The sequence below is a fragment of the Pseudomonas sp. MF08831 genome, assembly GCF_059862645.1.
In genome coordinates, this window is record NZ_JCBCUX010000001.1 from 657,629 (window position 1) to 675,219 (window position 17,591).

The 17,591-nt window shown below is 61.2% G+C and carries 11 protein-coding genes; 5 read left to right on the top strand and 6 right to left on the bottom strand.

Annotation, left to right across the window (positions count from 1 at the left end; genetic code table 11):
* The first annotated feature begins 106 nt into the window (after nucleotides 1–106).
* On the top strand, nucleotides 107–2,491 hold the full coding sequence (locus tag AC19YS_RS03110) for a sensor domain-containing diguanylate cyclase (protein ID WP_500600884.1): 2,385 nt from the start codon (nucleotides 107–109) through the stop codon (nucleotides 2,489–2,491).
* 138 nt (nucleotides 2,492–2,629) lie between these two features.
* Here the strand turns inward: AC19YS_RS03110 and dacB are convergent, their stop codons facing one another.
* Nucleotides 2,630–4,090: a D-alanyl-D-alanine carboxypeptidase/D-alanyl-D-alanine endopeptidase gene (gene dacB, locus AC19YS_RS03115; RefSeq protein WP_106576317.1), complete on the bottom strand. Its 1,461-nt coding sequence runs from the start codon at nucleotides 4,088–4,090 to the stop codon at nucleotides 2,630–2,632.
* Between the two features lie 236 nt (nucleotides 4,091–4,326).
* On the opposite strand from dacB, the gene AC19YS_RS03120 reads away from it, so the two are divergent.
* Nucleotides 4,327–4,671 carry a YggL family protein gene (locus AC19YS_RS03120; protein WP_003193255.1) on the top strand — a complete coding sequence of 115 codons (345 nt, stop codon included), beginning with the start codon at nucleotides 4,327–4,329 and terminating at the stop codon, nucleotides 4,669–4,671.
* A 36-nt stretch (nucleotides 4,672–4,707) separates the two neighbouring features.
* Here AC19YS_RS03120 and AC19YS_RS03125 read toward each other — a convergent pair whose 3' ends face one another.
* On the bottom strand, nucleotides 4,708–5,898 hold the full coding sequence (locus AC19YS_RS03125; protein WP_119742116.1) for a benzoate/H(+) symporter BenE family transporter: 1,191 nt from the start codon (nucleotides 5,896–5,898) through the stop codon (nucleotides 4,708–4,710).
* A 226-nt stretch (nucleotides 5,899–6,124) separates the two neighbouring features.
* On the opposite strand from AC19YS_RS03125, the gene AC19YS_RS03130 reads away from it, so the two are divergent.
* A complete protein-coding gene (locus AC19YS_RS03130; protein ID WP_017134778.1) occupies nucleotides 6,125–6,889 on the top strand; it encodes a GntR family transcriptional regulator in 765 nt (254 codons plus the stop codon).
* Nucleotides 6,890–7,015: 126 nt separating this feature from the next.
* Here the strand turns inward: AC19YS_RS03130 and guaD are convergent, their stop codons facing one another.
* The 4 genes from guaD to xdhA form a co-directional block, all read right to left on the bottom strand.
* Entirely contained in the window at nucleotides 7,016–8,320 is a 1,305-nt protein-coding gene (gene guaD, locus AC19YS_RS03135) for a guanine deaminase (protein ID WP_169367404.1), read from the bottom strand.
* Between the two features lie 7 nt (nucleotides 8,321–8,327).
* A complete protein-coding gene (gene xdhC, locus AC19YS_RS03140; RefSeq protein ID WP_106576319.1) occupies nucleotides 8,328–9,170 on the bottom strand; it encodes a xanthine dehydrogenase accessory protein XdhC in 843 nt (280 codons plus the stop codon).
* A gap of 118 nt (nucleotides 9,171–9,288) precedes the next feature.
* On the bottom strand, nucleotides 9,289–11,688 hold the full coding sequence (gene xdhB / locus AC19YS_RS03145) for a xanthine dehydrogenase molybdopterin binding subunit (RefSeq protein WP_124418238.1): 2,400 nt from the start codon (nucleotides 11,686–11,688) through the stop codon (nucleotides 9,289–9,291).
* Nucleotides 11,681–13,129: a xanthine dehydrogenase small subunit gene (gene xdhA / locus AC19YS_RS03150; protein ID WP_500600888.1), complete on the bottom strand. Its 1,449-nt coding sequence runs from the start codon at nucleotides 13,127–13,129 to the stop codon at nucleotides 11,681–11,683. Before xdhA ends, xdhB begins: the two co-directional genes overlap by 8 nt.
* 280 nt (nucleotides 13,130–13,409) lie before the next feature.
* Here xdhA and AC19YS_RS03155 point away from each other — a divergent pair, with 280 nt between their 5' ends.
* Nucleotides 13,410–14,069, top strand: a complete 660-nt coding sequence (locus tag AC19YS_RS03155; protein WP_500600890.1) for a GntR family transcriptional regulator — start codon at nucleotides 13,410–13,412, stop codon at nucleotides 14,067–14,069.
* 2 nt (nucleotides 14,070–14,071) lie between these two features.
* Entirely contained in the window at nucleotides 14,072–17,560 is a 3,489-nt protein-coding gene (gene smc / locus AC19YS_RS03160; RefSeq protein ID WP_500600892.1) for a chromosome segregation protein SMC, read from the top strand.
* The last annotated feature ends 31 nt before the right edge of the window (nucleotides 17,561–17,591 follow it).

The following is a 17,591-nucleotide window of genomic DNA, read 5'->3' on the forward strand; positions in this document are numbered from 1 at the left end:
TCCGGGCTTGCGGCTTTTTTGCGCTGGTCAAACAGTGGCCTCATGGCTATAACTTAAGCCCTAGCCAAAGTGACAGCCCCGCACGCTGGCGTTGTGAGTGTTGCCTATGCCGATGCATGCCGTACGCCCAAAAATCCTAGGCTTTATCAGTGAGCAGGCGTCGGCTTGGCTGGTGGCATTGGTGGTGTTATTGGCAGGTTGCGCGCTGACGGTGATTGTTGCCTGGGCCGCTGCCGATCTCTATCAGCAACAGGTTCGCCAGCGTTTTCAGCTGCTGGTCAATGAACGCTACAGCCGCCTGCAGGAGCGCTTCGAAGACCAGGAGCAACGCCTGGCCAGCCTGCAGCGCTTCTTCGTCAACTCAAATGATGTGTCCCGCGCCGAGTTCGATGGGTTTGCTCAACCCTTGCTGTTGCGCGCCCGCGCCTATGCCTGGGCACCGCGGATTTTTCGCGATCAGCGCAAGCCGTTTGAACAGGAGATCTCGCGCCAGCGCGGCACGCCCTTTGCCATCCGTGAACTGAATTCGTCAGGGGAGTTGGCGCCTGCCGCCGAGCGCGATGAATACGTGCCGGTGTTGTATAGCCAAACCCAAAGCCTGCTGGGCTCGCCGCTCGGTTTCGACCTGTTGGCCCAGCCGCTTCGCCGCTCGGTTCTTGAGCGTGCGCAAAAAAGCGGTGCGCCCGCGGTATCCCAGCCGATGCAATTGGTGGGTGTGGAGCCGGCCTATGCGGCCGGGGTTTTGCTGGTGGCGCCGGTGAGCAAGCTGGCTGAGGCCGAGCCCAGCGGCTTTGTGATGGCGGTGATCAGCATGCGACAGCTGGTGGCCGACGGTTTGCCCAAGCCGAACCGCGACAACCTGGTGATGCAGATCGTCGATACCTCCGACACCCAGCAGCGCGTGCTGTATGCCTCCAGCAATGCGGTGGGCGCCAGCGACCTCAGCGCCGCGCGCCGTCTGACCCTGGGCGACCATGTGTATGCCCTCACGTTGCGTGCCAGCCAGGTCTTCGATCAGGCCAACCATTCCTCGATGAGCACCATCCTGACCATGGGCGGTTTGCTCAGCCTGCTGCTCAGTGCCTTGTTGTATGTGGTGGTCAGCCAACGCCAGCGCGCGCTGAAACTGGTGGAGCAGCGCACCGTGCAGTTGCGCCTGCGTGAACAGGAATTGCGCGGTGCGCACGGGCAATTGCGCAGCGTGCTGAATGCGGCCACCCAAGTCGCGATCATCGCCACTGACCTGCGCGGGGTGATCAACACGTTCAATGCCGGGGCCGAGCAAATGCTGGGGTACACATCCGACCAGGTGCTGGGGCGCATGACCCTGGAAAGCCTGCACCTGGCCGCTGAACTCGAGGCGCGCGCCACCCGTTTGAGCGCGGCCATGGGCAAGCGCATCCCGCCAAGCCAGGCGATGCTGGTGGAGAGCCCGGACCACCTGCACCAGGCGCGCGAGTGGACCCTGTTACGCGAAAATGGCAGCCCCTTAACGGTGAACATGCTCGGTACCGTATTGCTGGACGACCATGGCCTGTGGATCGGGCATCTGGCGATTTACCTGGATGTCACCGAGCAGAAACGCGCCTACGAGGCGTTGGCGGCGCGCGATCGTTTGCTGAAAAAACTCAGTGCCCATGTGCCCGGCGGGATCTTCCAGTTCACCCTGGAGCCCAAGGGCAACGGGCGTTTCATCTATGCCAGCGATGGCATGCGCGACATTTATGAAATCGAAACCGGCGTGTTGCACCAGGACGCGGGCAAGGTCTTCGAACGCATTCATCCCCAGGACGTCGAGCGGGTCCGCCTGTCGATACGCTTGTCGGCGTTGCAGCTGAGCCATTGGCGCGAAGAGTACCGCGTGCTGTTGCCACAACGCGGGCTGCGCTGGATTCGCGGCGAAGCCACGCCTGAAGAACTGCCGGGCGGCGGTACGCTGTGGCATGGCTACGTGTCGGATATTTCCGACCTCAAGCGGGTAGAGGAAGAGCTGCGCGCGCTGTCCATCACCGATTCGCTGACGGGCATTCATAACCGGCGTTATTTCCAGGATCGCCTCAAGGCCGAGATGCTCAGGCTCAACCGCGCCTGTGGGGCGCTGTCGTTGATCATGCTGGATATCGACCACTTCAAGCGCATCAACGACCAGTACGGTCACGCGGTAGGCGATGGGGTTTTGCAGGAGGTGTGCAAGCGCATCAGTCAGCGCCTGCGGCGCACGGATGTATTTTGCCGACTGGGCGGCGAAGAGTTCATGGTGCTGTGCCCCCACACTGATTGCGAGCAGGCGTACAGCCTGGCGATGGCGTTGTGGCAGTCGTTGCGCAGTGCGCCGATGGACACGGTGGGCATCGTGACTGCCAGCTTCGGTGTGGCCAGCTGGCGGATCGACGAAGGCATTGATGGGCTGCTGCTGCGGGCGGACTCGGCGGTGTATGTGGCCAAGCAGGCGGGCAGGGACCGGGTGGAGGCCGAGCGACTTAGGGCTTGATTGACAGGTTTTTCCAGGCGTTGCGCATTCATGTGGGAGCGGGCTTGCTTGCGATTGCAGCGTGTCAGTCAGCGAATCGCAGACTGATACACCGCTATCGCAGGCAAGCCCGCTCCCACATTTGATCTGTGTTGCCTTTTAGAGCACCGGCGCAGCCGCCGCCAGCTTCGGCTGGCGATACAGGTCCAGCAGCACCTGGTCCAGCACTGATGAGGCGCCCCACGGTTTCGAATCGTTGAGGATCGCCACCACCACCCAGGTGTTGCCATTGTTGTCACGGCTGAACCCGGCGATGGCACGCACGGTGTTCAGGGTCCCAGTCTTGACGTGGGCTTCGCCGCGCATGGCGGTGGTCTTCAGGCGTTTACGCATGGTGCCGTCGGTGCCGGCAATCGGCAGCGAGCTGATGTATTCCGCCGCGTACGGGCTCTTCCAGGCGGCTTGCAGCATGGCCGCCATCTCGCGGGCGCTGACACGTTCGGCGCGCGACAGGCCGGAGCCGTTCTCCATGACGAGGTGCGGCGCGGTGATGCCCTTCTTCGCCAGCCACTGACGGACCACACGTTGCGCAGCCTTGGCGTCGTCGCCGTCGGCATCGTTGCGAAATTGCGCGCCCAGGCTCAGGAACAGCTGCTGGGCCATGGTGTTGTTACTGTATTTGTTGATGTCGCGGATGATTTCCGCCAGGTCCGGCGAGAAGGCACGGGCGAGTACTTTGGCGTCCTTGGGCACGGGCGCCTGGATATCGCGGCCCTGGATGGTGCCGCCCAATTCCTGCCAGATCGCACGCACAGCGCCGGCGGTGTAGGTGGCATGGTCGAGCAGCGACAGGTAAGTCTGCGAACTGCAGCCATCGCCCAGTTGGCCACTGACCGTCACGGTGACACTGCCGTCGGCGGCGGTGACCGGGCTGTAGCGCACGTCGCCGGTGCATTGCTTGGCGTTGGAGACTTTCACCTGGTTGTCGATGCGAATGCTGGCAATCGGCGGCTCGACCGATACGATCACGCGGCCCGAATCATTGCGGGTCACGAAGCGCAGGGCCTTGAGGTTGACCAGCAGGGCGTCGGGCTTGACCAGGAACGGCTTGTTCTCGTCATTACCGTCGTCATTGAATTCGGGCAATTGCGGCTGGTTGAAGAAGCTGCGGTCGAGCACCAGGTCGCCGGTCACTTGCTGCACGCCATTGGCACGCAGGTCGCGCATCAGCAGCCAGAGTTTTTCCATGTTCAGCTTGGGGTCGCCGCCGCCCTTGAGGTAGAGGTTGCCGTGCAGGACGCCACCGCTGAGCGTGCCATCGGTGTAGAACTCGGTCTTCCACTGATGGTTGGGGCCGAGCATTTCCAGGGCGGCGTAAGTGGTGACCAGCTTCATGGTAGAGGCCGGGTTCACCGAGACGTCGGCGTTGAACACGGTAGGGGTACCGGGGCCGGTGAGGGGCAGCATCACCAGCGACAGCGCGGTATTTTGTAGCTTGGCTTTCTGCAGGGCCTGCGCAACGTTGGGTGGCAGGGTGTTGTTGATTGGGGCGGCAGCGGCAGAGAAGGCCAGTGGAAGAAGAAAGCCGGCCAATAACACGCAACGAAAAGATTTGATCATAAGGAATAAAACCCTACTGCTGAGAAGGGTGAAAAAGGCGAGGGGTATGGAAGAAAATCCCTCATTGGTCACGAAAGTGTCGGCATTATGCCCCAAGGTGGATCCAGTTGTAGCTGAACGATAGCTGGTATTGCGCGTTTTTTTGCAGACAGATAGCCGCCTGTCCCAGAGAGTCGGGCAATCCTTGCCTTAAACTGCTAAAGTGCCGCCCGTTATTACTTATGAGGATTGTTCCAATGGCGACTAACCGTTCCCAGCGTCTGCGCAAAAAACTGTGCGTTGATGAATTTCAAGAGCTGGGTTTCGAACTGAACCTGGACTTCAACGAAGGCCTGAGTGAAGAAGCTATCGACGCTTTCCTCGAAGCATTCATCAAAGAAGCCATGGAAGCCAACGGTCTGGGCTATGTCGGCGGCGATGACTACGGTCTGGTTTGCCTGCAGAAGCGTGGCTCGGTCTCCGAAGAGCAGCGTGCTGCCGTTGAAGCCTGGCTGAAAACCCGTTCCGAGCTGACCAAGGCTGAAGTCAGCCCGTTGCTGGACGTGTGGTATCCGGAAAAGCCGATCAACGCGGCTAAGTGATACTGAAAAAACGGCGACCTTCGGGTCGCCGTTTTTTTATGCCTTGCGCCCGTTCAGAATCAGCAGCGTCAACACCCCCGCCACAATCCCCCAGAACGCCGAACCGATGGAAAACAACGTCAAGCCTGACGCGGTGACCATAAAGGTGATCAGCGCCGCTTCGCGTTCCTTCGGCTCATTCATGGCGATGCTCAAGCCATTGATGATCGAGCCAAACAACGCCAACGCTGCAATCGAGAGCACCAGTTCCTTTGGCAATGCTGCGAACAGTGCCGCCAAGGTCGCGCCAAATACCCCGGCAATCCCGTAGAACACGCCGCACCACACCGCAGCGGTATAGCGCTTGTTGCGGTCTTCATGGGCATGCGGCCCGGTGCAGATGGCCGCGCTGATGGCCGCCAGGTTGATGCCGTGGGAGCCGAAGGGCGCGAGCACCAGCGAGGCCAGGCCGGTTGCGGTGATCAAAGGCGAGGCGGGCACGGTGTAGCCGTCGGCGCGCAACACGGCGACGCCGGGCATGTTCTGCGAGGTCATCGCCACCACGAACAGCGGGATGCCGATACTGATGGTCGCCGCCAGCGAGAAATGCGGCGTGGTCCATACCGGCGTTGCCACTTCCAGGTGAAAGCCACTGAAATCCAGCAACCCCATCAGCCCCGACAGCACAGTGCCGAGCACCAGCGCGGCGAGTACCGCATAGCGGGGCGACAGGCGCTTGATGATCAGGTACGTGAAAAACATCCCCAGGACCAGGCCGGTGCGATGCTGCGCGGCGACGAAAATCTCGCTGCCGATCTTGAACAGGATCCCCGCCAGCAAGGCCGCCGCCAGCGACGCCGGGATGCGCTTGACCAGTTTCTCGAAGCTGCCGGTCAGCCCGCACAGCGTCACCAGTACGGCGCAGGTGATGTAGGCACCAATGGCCTCGCCGTAACTTACGCCGCCCAGGCTGGTGATCAACAACGCCGCGCCGGGTGTGGACCAAGCAATGGTGATGGGCGTGCGATAGCGCAAGGACAGGCCGATGCTGCACACCGCCATGCCGATGGAGATGGCCCAGATCCACGAAGAAATCTGCGCCGTGGTCAACCCGGCGGCTTGTCCGGCCTGGAACATCAGGACCAGCGAGCTGGTGTAGCCGGTCATCATGGCAATGAAGCCGGCGACAATGGCCGACGCAGAAGTGTCGGCCAACGGGCGCAAAGGCGCTTGGGTGGCGTCGTTCATGGAGAGGCGTTCCTTTTACCTGGGTATTTGCCGGTGAAGGCGCAGATTCAAGCCTAAACTCAAACGGAACTACTCGTTGCAATACAGCCAACGCAGCAAACAGCCGTACAGTGTGTTGGCGCATTGGGTTGTGTACAATGTGCCCTGTTTTTAGGTGATACTTGCCAGCAACCCGCGCTTGCCGTATTACCGTTAATTCGCCGCCGTTCTCCAAACCCGAGTGCCCATGAACGAACAGTTGCAACCTCTCAAGAAACAACCGCGAGCCGGCAAGGCCGGTCGCAGCGGAACCCAGGACGATATTGTCTACGCGCATATCTTCGAGGCCATCCTTGAACAACGCCTGGCGCCCGGAACCAAGTTGAGTGAAGAGGCACTGGGCGAAATCTTCGGCGTCAGCCGCACCATCATTCGCCGCGCGCTCTCGCGTTTGGCCCATGAAGGCGTGGTACTGCTGCGGCCCAATCGTGGTGCGGTGGTGGCGAGCCCGAGTGTAGAAGAAGCGCGCCAGGTATTCCTGGCCCGGCGTCTGGTCGAACGGGCGATCACGGAATTGGCAGTGCAGCACGCCACGGCCGAACAGCTGGCCGAGTTGCGCCAGATGGTCAACGACGAGCGTGACAGTTTCTCCCGCGGCGACCGCGGTGCCGGGATCCGCCTCTCCGGCGAATTCCACCTCAAGCTGGCCGAGGCGGCGAAGAACGCGCCGCTGATCAGCTTCCAGCGCAGCCTGGTGTCGCAGACCTCGTTGATCATCGCCCAGTACGAAAGCGGCAACCGCTCGCACTGTTCCTACGATGAGCACACGCAGCTGATCGATGCGATCGAAGCACGCGATGCAACGTTGGCGGTGAATCTGATGATGCACCACATGGATCACATCGACAGCAAGCTCAACCTCGATGAGGAAAGCGCGTCGGATGATTTGCACGCGGTGTTCTCGCATTTGTTGCAGACGAAAAAGCCGGGTCGCTCGTCCGTAAAACTGTAAACCCGATCAAAAATGTGGGAGCGGGCTTGCTCGCGAAGGCGGTGGTTCAGTCTAAGTACCTGTTGACTGACACACCGCATTCGCGAGCAAGCCCGCTCCCACATTTGTTTTGTGGCGTTTGTTAGATCAGCGTTGGTGCACGAGATTGCCGGCTGCGTAGGTCTGCAGAACCGCCCGATCATCCCCCAGCGTCATCAACACAAACAGCGTTTCGGCAATGTTATTGGCCTGCTTCAATCGATAGCTCAGCAGCGGCGTGGCGTTGTAATCCAGCACCAAAAAGTCCGCATCGGTACCCGGCTGCAACGTGCCGATCTTGTCCTCCAGACGCAGCGCCCGCGCGCCGCCCAAAGTGGCCAGGTACAGCGACTTGAACGGGCTCAACCGCGCGCCCTGCAGTTGCATGACTTTGTAGGCTTCGTTCAGGGTTTGCAGCAGCGAGAAGCTGGTGCCGCCGCCCACGTCGGTGCCCAGGCCGACATTCAATTTGTGCTTCTCGGCCATCGGCAAGTTGAACAACCCACTGCCGAGGAAGAAGTTCGACGTCGGGCAGAACGCCACCGCCGAACCCGTCTCTGCCAACCGCGCGCACTCGTCATCACACAGGTGCACGCCGTGGGCAAACACCGAGCGCTCACCCAGCAATTTGTAGTGGTCATACACGTCCAGGTAGCCCTTGCGCTCCGGGAACAGCTCTTTCACCCATGCCACTTCCTGCAGGTTTTCACTGATGTGCGTCTGCATGTACAGGTCTGGGTATTCGCCCAGCAGTTGCCCGGCCAGCGTCAGTTGCTCCGGGGTGCTGGTCGGGGCAAAACGTGGCGTTACCGCATAGTGCAAACGGCCCTTGCCGTGCCAGCGTTCGATCAGCGCCTTGCTTTCCTGGTAGCCGGATTCGGCGGTGTCGGTCAGATAGTCCGGCGCGTTGCGGTCCATCATCACCTTGCCGGCGATCATGCGCAGGTCGAGTTTTTCGGCCGCTTCAAAGAATGAATTGACTGATTGCGGGTGCACGCTGCCGAACACCAGCGCCGTGGTCGTGCCGTTGCGCAGCAGTTCCTTGATGAAGATATCCGCGACTTCTTCGGCGTGCGCCTTGTCGGCGAACTGGCTTTCGCACGGGAAGGTGTAGGTGTTGAGCCAATCCAGTAACTGCTCGCCATAGGCGCCGACCATGCCGGTTTGCGGCAGGTGGATATGGGTGTCGATCAGGCCTGGGGTGATCAGCGCATCCTGATAATGGGTAATGTCGATATCGGCGGGCAGCGTCGGCAACAAATCGCTGGCGTGGCCCAGGGCGCTGATCTGGCCGTTATCAATCACCAGCAGGCCGTCTTCGAAATACTCATAGGAAGCTTCGATCCCCACTTCAGCAGGGTCGGCGATGCTGTGCAGGATGGCGGCACGGTAGGCTTTGCGAGTCAAAGGCATGTTCATCTCAATTGATAGCTTGGCTGCGGCGCGAGGCCGGCAGCAGTTTGGCAATGGGTTCGGCGCTCGCGGTGTGCTGACCGAAATTGGCGTTATAGGTGGCGATGATTTCGCCGGCGATGGAGATGGCGATCTCCACCGGCAGTTTGCCCTTCACCTCGGTGAGGCCCATCGGGCAGCGCATGCGTTGCAGTTGCGCGGTGTCGAAGCCGCGATCACGCAGGCGGTGTTCGAACTTGACCCGTTTGGTTTTCGAGCCGATCAGTCCGAAGTAGGCAAAGTCGTTGCGTTTGAGCAGTGCGGCGGTCAGTTCCAGGTCCAGCGCGTGATTGTGGGTCATGACGATGCAGTAACTGCCCACTGGCAGGTCGGCAATTTCGTCGACTGGCTCCTCGCTGACGATTTTACGCACGCCCTGGGGAATGTGTTCCGGAAACTCCTGGTCGCGGGAATCGATCCAGCGCACTCGGCACGGCAGGCTTGCCAACAGCGGCACCAAGGCGCGGCCGACATGGCCGGCGCCAAACACTGCAATGTGCGCCTGCACCTGGCCCATGGGTTCGAACAGCAGCACCGTCACACCGCCGCAGCACTGGCCCAGGCTTGCACCAAGGCTGAAGCGCTCCAGATGGGTGTTTTGCTGGCCGCGCACGAGCATGTCGCGGGCGATCTGCATCGCCTTGTATTCCAGGTGCCCGCCACCAATGGTGTCGAAGGTCTGCGCGGCGCTGATCACCATCTTCGAGCCGGCATTGCGCGGCGTGGAGCCGAGCTCTTCGATGATGGTCACCAGCACGCAGGGTTCACCCTGGTTCTGCAGGTCGGCGAGGGCGCTGATCCAGTTGTTCATAGTCACCTCTTGTGGCGTCTGTCAGGCCGCTATCGGGGGCAAGCCCTCTCGCACATTTTGATGTGTGAACACCATCAAATGTGGGAGAGGGCTTGCCTGCGATGGCAGCACCTCGTTCCTAGAGCGAAGCCATCTCGGTTTCAGCTTCAACAGCCTTTGCCGCCTGCAACTGGCGCATCTGCTCGCACCCCCACAACACCCGCTCGGGTGTGGCCGGTGCATCAATCCTGGGCTGATGGCGATACTCACCCACACTTGCCACGGCATCCTTGATCGCGCACCACGAGGCAATCCCGAGCATGAACGGCGGCTCACCCACGGCCTTGGAATGGAACACCGTGTCCTCCGGGTTCTTGCGGTTTTCCACCAGCTTTACGCGTAAGTCCAGGGGCATGTCAGCCACGGCCGGGATCTTGTAACTGGCCGGGCCGTTGGTCATCAGCTTGCCTTTGTTGTTCCACACCAGCTCTTCCATCGTCAGCCAGCCCATGCCCTGGATAAAGCCGCCTTCCACCTGGCCGATGTCGATGGCCGGGTTCAGCGAGGCGCCCACGTCGTGCAGGATGTCGGTGCGCAACATTTTGTATTCGCCAGTGAGGGTGTCGACGATCACTTCGCAGCAGGCCGCGCCGAACGCGAAGTAATAGAACGGCCGGCCCCTCGCCTGGCTGCGGTCGTAGAAGATTTTCGGGGTCTTGTAGAAACCGGTGCTCGACAGCGAGACCTGGGCGAAATACGCCTGCTGGATCAGGCTCTCAAAGGTCAGGATCTGGTCGCGTACCCGTACGTGACCATTGTGAAATTCCACATCCGCTTCACTCACGTCGTATTTGCGTGCGGCAAATTCCACCAGGCGCTGCTTGATGGTTTCGGCGGCGTTCTGCGCAGCCTTGCCGTTCAGGTCGGCACCGCTGGACGCGGCGGTGGGCGAGGTGTTGGGCACTTTATCGGTGTTGGTGGCGGTGATCTGCACACGGTCGATGTCGACCTGGAACACTTCGGCCACCACTTGCGCGACCTTGGTGTTCAAGCCCTGGCCCATCTCGGTACCGCCGTGGTTCAAATGGATGCTGCCGTCGGTGTAGATGTGGATCAGCGCACCGGCCTGGTTCAGGAAGCTGGCGGTAAATGAAATACCGAACTTCACCGGCGTCAGCGCCAGGCCTTTTTTCAGGATCGGGCTGTGGGCGTTGTACAGGCGGATGGCTTCGCGGCGCTCGGCGTATTGGCTGCTGGCTTCAAGCTCGGCGGTCATCTCTTCGAGCATGTTGTGCTCGACGGTCTGGTAGTAGTGGGTGACGTTGCGCTCGGTCTTGCCGTAGTAATTGACCTTGCGCACTGCCAATGGGTCCAGACCCAGGTGCCGGGCGATGGCGTCCATCACTTCCTCGATGGCGACCATGCCTTGTGGCCCACCGAAGCCGCGATACGCGGTGTTGGAGGCTGTGTTGGTCTTGCAACGATGGCCATTAACGGTGGCGTCGCCCAGGTAATACGAATTGTCGGCGTGGAACATCGCGCGGTCGACAATCGAGTTCGACAAGTCCGGCGAGCAGCCACAGTTACCCGCCAGTTCCAGATTGATCCCGTGCAGGCGACCCGTGTCGTCAAAGCCCACGTCGTATTCGATATAGAAGGGGTGGCGCTTGCCGGTCATCAGCATGTCTTCGACGCGTGGCAGGCGCATTTTGGTCGGCTGGCCGGTGAGGCGCGCAACCACCGCGCACAGGCACGCGGGGCTGGCGGCCTGGGTTTCCTTGCCGCCGAAACCGCCGCCCATGCGGCGCATGTCGACGACGATTTTGTTCATCGACACGTCCAGCACTTCAGCCACCAGCTTCTGCACTTCGGTGGGGTTTTGCGTGGAGCAGTAGACAATCATGCCGCCGTCTTCGGTGGGCATCACCGACGAGATCTGGGTTTCCAGGTAGAAGTGTTCCTGGCCGCCGATGTGCAGCGTGCCCTGGATACGGTGTTTCGCCGTGGCCAGCGCGCCCGCCGAGTCGCCGCGCTGGTGAGTATGGCTGTCGAGCACGAAATGCTTGTTGCGAAAGGCCTCGACTACGTCCAGCACCGGCTCCAGGTCTTCGTATTCGATCACCGCCGCCATGGCCGCTTTGCGGGCGGTTTCCAAGTCGCGGGCGGCGACGGCGAGCACCACCTGGCCGACAAACTGCACGGTGTCGATGGCCAGCAGCGGGTCGCCGGGCATCAGCGGGCCGATGTCTTTCAGGCCCGGCACGTCTTCGTGGGTGATCGCGATGCGCACGCCGTCAAAGGCGTAGCAAGGCGCGGTGTCGATGCTGAGGATGCGGGCGTGGGCGCGGTCGGACATGCGCGCATACAGGTGCAGTTGGTTGGGGAATTCCAGGCGGTCATCGATGTACTGCGCCTCGCCGGACACATGCTTGGCGGCGCTGTCGTGCTTGACGCTGCGGCCGACCCCGCAGGTCAGGTCCTGGGCGAACAGCTCGGCGAGTTCGGCCTGGGTTTTAACGACGGCGTGATGGTTAGACATAAGCGGTCACCCGAGTCTCGATGTGCGGCGTTTGCAGTTCGATGAAGTATTTGCGCAGCAGGTTTTGCGCGCTGAGCAGGCGGTATTCCTTGCTGGCGCGAAAGTCCGACAGCGGGGTGAAATCCGCGGCCAGGGCGGTGCAGGCTTTCTCCACCGTGGCGGCGTGCCAGGTGGCGCCAACCAGCACGGCTTCGCAGCTTTTCGCGCGTTTGGGCGTGGCGGCCATGCCCCCGAAGGCGACGCGCGCCTCGTTGATCACGCCGTTCTCGATCTTCAGGTTGAAGGCGGCGCACACCGCAGAAATATCATCGTCCAGGCGCTTGGACACCTTGTAGGCACGGAACAGTGTGTGGCCCTTGGGCACGATGATTTTCTCGATGAACTCGCTGTCCTGACGCGCGGTGACGCGGTAGTCGATGAAGTAGTCTTCCAGCGCCAGGGTGCGGCGCACGTTGCCTTTGCACAGCACGATCTGTGCACCCAGGGCGATCAGCAGCGGCGGTGAATCGCCAATCGGCGAGGCGTTGCCGATGTTGCCGCCCAAGGTGCCCTGGTTGCGGATTTGCAGGGAGGCGAAGCGGTGCAGCAAGTCGCCGAAGTCCGGGTATTCGTGGTGCAGCGCGGTGTAGCAGTCGGAGAGGGCGGTGGCGGCGCCGATTTCCAGGCGGTCATCGAAGCGTTCGATGCGCTTCATTTCGTCGATATTGCCGACGTAGATCATCACCGGCAGTGTGCGATGAAACTGCGTGACTTCCAGCGCCAGGTCAGTGCCGCCGGCCAGCAGCCGGGCTTGCGGGTAGGCGTCGTAGAGGTCGGCGAGGTCGGCGACGGTCAGCGGCACCAGGCAGCGTTTGTCGCCACTGTTGAGTTCGCCGGTCTGCGTTGGCGCGATGGCTTTGAGGCGGGCGATGGTCTCGGCCTGGCGGCTGTCGAACTGGTCTACGGGTTTGTTGCAGCAGGCCTGTTCGGCGGCGGCCAGGATCGGGCGGTAGCCGGTGCAACGGCACAAATTGCCGGCCAGCGCTTCGTGGGCTTTTTGGCTGTCGGGCGCGTCGCTGTTCTTTTGCAGGGCAAACAACGACATCACAAAGCCCGGTGTGCAAAAGCCACATTGCGAGCCGTGGCACTCGACCATGGCTTTTTGCACGCTGTGCAATTGGCCTTGGTGCTTGAGGTCTTCAACACTGATCAGCTGTTTACCGTGCAGCGACGACACAAAGGTCAGGCACGAGTTGAGGCTGCGATAACGAATCTGCTCGGCGCCTTGTTCATCGTGGTGCAATTCGCCGACCACCACGGTGCACGCCCCGCAATCGCCGCTGGCGCAGCCTTCCTTGGTACCGGATTTGCCCAGGTGCTCACGCAGATAGTTGAGCACGGTCAGGTTGGGGTCCAGGGCGTGCTCACTACGGAGTTCCTGGTTGAGTAAAAACTGGATCACGGAAGGCCTCGCAGACTCATTATTGTTGTTAACCGCTTTGCGCCGAATCTAGTCATGTCTGACTTTTCGGTCAACGATTTTCTGACCAGAAGGTCAAGAAATTGCGGTCACAACACTTTCAATTATGGTCCAGTCTTCTGGAACCGTTGTTTTTGGCGGCTTCTGGCTTTTCATCGCTGCTTATTTCATGCCAAATTCGCCACTGTGGGCGTAGCGCCATCAGCGGGCCAATGCGCTACACTGCCGCGCTTGTACTGATAGAAGATTCTGAAGGGAAAACATGACGTTCAAGGCGCCGGACAGTCTCGCCGAGCAAATTGCTCACCACCTCGCCGAACGTATCATTCGCGGCGATCTCAAGCCTGGGGAGCGGATCCAGGAACAGAAAGTCACGCTGGCGCTCAATGTCAGCCGTGGTTCCGTGCGTGAAGCCTTATTGATCCTCGAGCGCCGTCACCTGATCGCGATCCTGCCGCGCCGTGGCGCCCACGTCACCGAGCTCACCGCGCACAAGGTGCAGAGCCTGTGCACGCTGATGGGCGAGTTGTACATTCTGCTCGGCAATGCGGTGGCCGAGGGCTGGAAGGTGAAGGCCGACATGGCGCCGTTCCTGCAGATCCAGCAGCGTCTGGTGAATAGTTTTGAGCGTCAGGACATCCGCGCCTTCGTCGAAGAAAGCTTCAACGTGATGCGCGCCGCGTACCCTTTTGCCAACAACCCGTATTTGCAGGAAACCGTCGAGAACCTGCAGCCGGCGATGAACCGCGCCTATTACCTGGCGCTGGATCAACGCAAAGCGTCCATGAGCGAGTACCTGGCGCTGTTCGAGCAACTGCTCGCTGCCGTGCTGGCGCGTGACCTGGCGCAGATTCGCCTGGTGCTGTCCGCCTACGGCCAGCGCAGTTGTTCATTGGTCATCGCTGCGTTGGCGGACGCCTAAACGTGCGGCTCAAGTGCATCAAACTGGCGGGGTTCAAATCCTTCGTCGACCCGACCACGGTGAACTTCCCCAGTAACATGGCGGCGGTGGTGGGGCCCAATGGGTGCGGCAAGTCGAACATCATCGACGCCGTTCGCTGGGTGATGGGCGAGAGTTCGGCAAAAAACCTGCGCGGCGAGTCGATGACCGACGTCATCTTCAATGGCTCCACCAGCCGTAAACCGGTGAGCCAGGCCAGCATCGAGCTGGTGTTCGACAACTCCGACGGCACCCTGATCGGCGAATACGCGGCGTACGCGGAAATTTCCATTCGCCGCAAAGTGACGCGCGACAGCCAGAACAGCTATTTCCTCAACGGCACCAAGTGCCGGCGCCGGGACATCACCGACATATTCCTCGGCACCGGCTTAGGCCCGCGCAGCTACTCGATCATCGAGCAGGGCATGATCTCCAAGCTGATCGAAGCCAAGCCCGAAGACCTGCGTAATTTCATTGAAGAAGCGGCCGGCATCTCCAAGTACAAGGAGCGCCGCCGCGAGACCGAAAACCGTATCCGTCGCACCCACGAGAACCTCGCCCGCCTGACCGACCTGCGCGAAGAGCTGGAGCGCCAGTTGGAGCGCCTGCACCGCCAGGCCCAGGCCGCCGAGAAGTATCAGGAATACAAGGGCGAAGAACGCCAGCTCAAGGCGCAACTCTCGGCCCTGCGCTGGCAGGCGCTGAACGATCAGGTCGGCCAGCGCGAAGCGATCATCGGCACTCAGGAAATCAGCTTTGAAGCGCTGGTGGCCGAACAGCGCAATGCCGACGCCAGCATCGAGCGTCTGCGTGACGGTCACCATGACCTTTCCGAGCGCTTCAATCTGGTGCAGGGGCGCTTCTATTCGGTGGGCGGCGACATTGCCCGTGTCGAGCAGAGCATTCAGCATGGCCAGCAGCGTCTGCGCCAGTTGCAAGATGATCTGAAGGAAGCCGAGCGCGCCCGACTGGAGACCGAATCGCACCTGGGCCATGACCGCACCTTGCTGCTGACCCTCGGCGAAGAGCTGGACATGCTCACCCCCGAGCAGGAAATCACCAGCGCCGCCGCCGAAGAAGCCGCCGCCGCCCTGGAAGAAGCCGAAACCACCATGCACGGCTGGCAGGAGCAGTGGGACGCTTTCAACCTGCAATCCGCCGAGCCGCGCCGCCAGGCTGAGGTGCAGCAGTCGCGCATCCAGCAGTTGGAAACCAGCATGGAGCGTTTGGCCGAGCGTCAACGGCGTCTGCAGGAAGAGCGCGTGTTGCTCGCCGCCGACCCGGAAGACGCGGCGATCATGGCGTTGAGCGAGCAACTGGCCGAAAGCGAGATGACGCTGGAAGAGCTGGAAGCCAGCGAAGAACAACAAGTGGAGCGCCTGGAGCAATTGCGTCAGCAACTGCAACAGGCGACCCAATCGCAGCAGCAGGCCCAGGGCGATTTGCAGCGGCTGAACGGCCGATTGGCGTCGCTGGAGGCCTTGCAGCAAGCCGCGCTGGACCCCGGCACCGGCACCGCCGAGTGGCTGCGCGACCAGCATCTGGCCGAGCGCCCGCGCCTGGCTGAAGGGTTAAAAGTTGAAGCGGGTTGGGAGCTGGCGGTAGAGACCGTTTTAGGCGCCGACCTGCAGGCTGTGCTGGTCGACGATTTTGGTGGCTTTGACCTGGCCGGCTTTACTCAGGGCGACCTGCGTTTGCTCAGCCCGGCGGCCGATGGCACGCGCGTGCCGGGCAGTCTGCTGGACAAGGTCGAGGCGGCGATTGACCTCTCGCCCTGGCTTGGGCAGGTCAAACCGGTGGATTCCCTGGAGCAAGCCTTGGCGCAGCGCGGCCAACTGGGCGCGGGCGAAAGCCTGATCAGCCGCGACGGCTACTGGGTCGGCCGCCACTTCCTGCGTGTGCGCCGTGCCAGCGAAGCGGAAAGCGGCGTATTGGCCCGTGGCCAGGAAATCGTCAACCTGAGCGCCGAGCGCGAAGAACGCGAAGCCACCCTCGAACGCCTGGAAACCGAACTGCAAACCCTGCGCGCCACCCAGCGCCAGCAAGAGACCGGCCGCGAACACCTGCGCCGCCTGTTGCAGGACGAAGCGCGCCAGCAAGGTGAACTCAAGGCCCAGCTGTCGGCGAGCAAGGCCAAGGTCGAGCAATTGACCCTGCGCCGCACCCGTCTTGACGAAGAAGTGGCGGAGATGGGCGAGCAACGCGCCCTCGAGCACGAACAGATCGGTGAGGCGCGCCTGCAACTGCAGGAAGCCCTCGATAGCATGGCGCTGGACACCGAGCAGCGCGAACTGCTGCTGGCCCAGCGCGACAGCCTGCGCGAGCGCCTTGACCGCGTGCGCCAGGAAGCGCGCCAGCACAAAGATCACGCTCACCAATTGGCGGTGCGCCTCGGTTCATTGCAGGCTCAGCACGCGTCCACGCGTCAGGCCCTTGAGCGCCTGGAGATGCAATCCGAACGCCTCACCGAAAAGCGCGAGCAACTGAGCCTCAACCTGGAGGAGGGTGAAGCGCCGCTGGAAGAGTTGCGGCTCAAGCTCGAAGAATTGCTCGACAAGCGCATGACCGTCGACGAAGAACTCAAGACCGCGCAAATCGCCCTGGAAGACGCCGACCGTGAACTGCGCGATGCGGAAAAACGCCGGACCCAGGCCGAGCAGCAATCCCAGTTGATTCGCGGCCAGCTCGAACAGCAGCGCATGGAATGGCAGGCCCTGACGGTTCGCCGCAAGACCCTGCAGGACCAGTTGCTGGAAGACGGCTACGACCTGCACGGCGTGCTTAATACGTTGACCGCCCAGGCCAACGAGAAAGAAGCCGAAGAAGAACTTGAACGGATTGCCGCGCGTATTCAGCGACTCGGCGCGATCAACCTTGCGGCCATCGACGAGTACCAGCAGCAGTCCGAGCGCAAACGTTATCTGGATGCCCAGGACGCCGATCTGGTGGAAGCCCTGGACACCCTGGAAAATGTGATCCGCAAGATCGACAAGGAAACCCGTAATCGCTTCAAAGATACCTTTGATCAGATTAATGGCGGTTTACAGGCGTTATTCCCGAAAGTTTTCGGTGGAGGCAGCGCCTACTTGGAACTGACGGGCGAAGATCTACTCGATACAGGGGTAACGATCATGGCGCGGCCTCCGGGCAAGAAGAACAGCACCATCCATTTGTTGTCCGGTGGCGAAAAGGCACTGACCGCATTGGCACTGGTATTTGCGATCTTCAAGTTGAACCCGGCGCCGTTTTGCATGCTCGACGAAGTTGACGCCCCGCTGGATGACGCTAACGTTGGACGCTACGCTCGGTTGGTTAAAGAGATGTCCCAGACCGTGCAGTTCATCTATATCACCCACAATAAGATCGCCATGGAAATGGCCGATCAATTGATGGGTGTAACGATGCACGAGCCCGGCTGTTCGCGTTTGGTGGCGGTGGATGTGGAAGAAGCGATGGCGCTGGTGGACGCCTAACGGCGAGTTGCTAGTTACAAGTGCTTGAGGC

What these genes read in the sequence shown, in the direction of transcription:
- AC19YS_RS03155 (WP_500600890.1), top strand. Translation starts at nt 13,410, where the DNA reads ATGACGTTCAAGGCGCCGGACAGTCTCGCCGAGCAAATTGCTCACCAC.
- dacB (WP_106576317.1), bottom strand. Translation starts at nt 4,090, where the DNA reads ATGATCAAATCTTTTCGTTGCGTGTTATTGGCCGGCTTTCTTCTTCCA.
- AC19YS_RS03125 (WP_119742116.1), bottom strand. Translation starts at nt 5,898, where the DNA reads ATGAACGACGCCACCCAAGCGCCTTTGCGCCCGTTGGCCGACACTTCT.
- xdhB (WP_124418238.1), bottom strand. Translation starts at nt 11,688, where the DNA reads ATGTCTAACCATCACGCCGTCGTTAAAACCCAGGCCGAACTCGCCGAG.
- xdhC (WP_106576319.1), bottom strand. Translation starts at nt 9,170, where the DNA reads ATGAACAACTGGATCAGCGCCCTCGCCGACCTGCAGAACCAGGGTGAA.
- AC19YS_RS03110 (WP_500600884.1), top strand. Translation starts at nt 107, where the DNA reads ATGCCGATGCATGCCGTACGCCCAAAAATCCTAGGCTTTATCAGTGAG.
- AC19YS_RS03120 (WP_003193255.1), top strand. Translation starts at nt 4,327, where the DNA reads ATGGCGACTAACCGTTCCCAGCGTCTGCGCAAAAAACTGTGCGTTGAT.
- guaD (WP_169367404.1), bottom strand. Translation starts at nt 8,320, where the DNA reads ATGCCTTTGACTCGCAAAGCCTACCGTGCCGCCATCCTGCACAGCATC.
- AC19YS_RS03130 (WP_017134778.1), top strand. Translation starts at nt 6,125, where the DNA reads ATGAACGAACAGTTGCAACCTCTCAAGAAACAACCGCGAGCCGGCAAG.